This is a genomic window from Mesorhizobium sp. M4A.F.Ca.ET.090.04.2.1, assembly GCF_003999085.1.
Classification (GTDB): Bacteria; Pseudomonadota; Alphaproteobacteria; order Rhizobiales; family Rhizobiaceae; genus Mesorhizobium.
The window spans coordinates 1-2206 of record NZ_RZOT01000736.1; the positions used below are offsets into that span (position 1 = coordinate 1).

1 protein-coding gene is annotated in these 2206 nt (G+C 65.2%); it reads right to left on the bottom strand.

Annotated elements, in window-relative coordinates:
• On the bottom strand, window positions 1-2206 hold a 2206-nt coding region (locus tag EN781_RS31165), incomplete at both ends, for a phosphoenolpyruvate carboxylase (RefSeq protein ID WP_127400660.1).

The following is a 2206-nucleotide window of genomic DNA, read 5'->3' on the forward strand; positions in this document are numbered from 1 at the left end:
ACCCCGTCCACCCCAGCCCCGCCGAGATGCAGTTGATCGAGACGAGCAGGGCGTCGGTCGCCCGCTTTTGATCCGCTGCGCCGGTATTGGCGCGAACTTCACGCAGCAGATCGACCTGCAGCCGGTGGATGTCATCCATCTGTCGCCGCAGATTGTCGAAACGCCGCTTGAACATCGGAAAGCGCGCGGAGAGATCGCCTCCCGTGAGGTCGCCGATCAGGCGTCGCGTCAACTCATATTCAGCGGCGATGCGGGCGTGGATTCGTCCGGCCGCATCGCTGTCGGACACCAGGCCGGCGTAGAGCCGCGCGATCTCCATGTCGGACTGGTAAAGCGTCTTCTCGGCCTCGTCGACGATCAGGCGGAAGAAGCGCGAGTGCTCGAACATGCGGGCCAGAAGGTCGCGCCCGGCCTCGCCGCGCACGGTGACGAAGGAGCTCATCGCGCTGCCGATGCCATACCAGCCGGTCAACAGATGACGGTTCTGGCTCCAGGCGAACACCCATGGAATGGCGCGCAGGTCGGCGATGCCGCTGGCGCCAAAACGGCGGTCCGGCCGCGAACCCATTTTCAAGAGCGCCAGCTCCGCGACCGGGCTCGCCTGGTTGAAATAGTTGAGGAAGCCGGGCTCGGCCATCAGCCCGGCATAGGATGCCTGCGACATGCCTGCCAGCGCTTCCAGCGCTTCGTCGAACTCCGGCGCTTCCTTCAGCTCGACATCGCCGGGCGATCCTACACTGTGAGCCAGCACGCCAGCGGCGAGAATCTCGAGCTGGTTGAGGCCGGTGCCGCGATTGGCGAATTTCGACGAGACGACCTCGCCCTGCTCGGTCACCCGCATGGTTCCGGCGACGGTGCCTGCCGGCTGCGCCGCGATTGCCCGCCCGGTCGGCGCACCGCCACGGCTGACGGAGCCGCCGCGGCCGTGGAAGAAACTGATCCTGACCTTGTGCTTGCGCCCGATCGCCGCGAGGCGCTTTTGCGCTTTTGCCAGTTCCCAATTGGAGGCCAGGAAACCGCCGTCCTTGTTGGAGTCCGAATAGCCGAGCATGATTTCCTGGCGCGCGCCGAAATCTTGCACCGTGCGCCTCACCAGCGAAACGCCGAGCAATCCGTTCAGGATGCCCGGGGCGGCCTGCAGATCGGCGATGGTCTCGAACAAGGGCACGATCCGCAGCCGGATTGTGCCGCCGCCACCGGGCGCGGTCGAAAGGCCGCAATATTGCGCCAGCAGATAGACAGCGAGCAGGTCGTCGGCCGAGCGGGTCATGCTGAGAACGAAAGCGCCGACCGCGTCGCCATCCGATCCGGAGATGTGCCTGGCGATGACCGAGAACGTCGAAAGTAGTTCGCCTGCTTCAGGCGAGAGCCGGTCTGCGTTGATCTTCAGCTGCTCGCCCTGGCTCAAGGCAGCACGAATGCGCGCCGACCATAGCGGCGTGCCGACTGCCACCGGGTCAGCGGGATTTGTCAGCGCAAACAGCTCGGCCAGCACGCGGTTGACGACCGTGGAGTTCTGCCTGACGTCGAGCGAAACCGTGCGGAAGCCGAAGCTTCCGACCTGCCAAAGCAGCGGCTGGACGAAACGCCTGGCTACCGCGCGTCCGCCGATCGCTTCGAGCACTGAAGACAGGGCGTTGAGATCGGTCCGAAACGCCTCCGCCGAGGGGTACGCTGGCGTCCCGCCATCCCGCGTGGCGATCAGCCGGGCAAGCAGGGCCGAGGCGAACTGGCGAAGTGGTTCGTCAGGGTTGCGGGCGGCGAGCTCGTGTCCCTGTCCGCTTTTATCGAGCGCCGTTTGCAGCACCGGCTCGAAGCTGGCCGGCAGGTCGATAACGTTCGAGCTGGCGCTGAGCACCGACACCAGCCGCTGCACCTGCGCCAGATACCAGCCTATGGCGGTATTGCGGTATTCGGCCATGGCATGGGCCGTGACCGCGGCCGTCACGTTGGGATTGCCATCGCGGTCGCCGCCGATCCACGAAGCATAGCGCATGAAGGAGGGAACTCTGATCGGCTCTTCCGGATAGTGACGCTCGAAGGCGCCTTGGAGCTTGCCATAGAGCTGCGGCGTCGCCTCGAAGATGACTTCGCGAAAGAAATGCAGGCCCCAGGCGATTTCGCGTTCGACCGTCGGGCGCTCCAGCCGCAGTTCACCCGTCATCCACAAAAGCTCGATTTCGCTTTCCAGATCGGCGACCAGCAG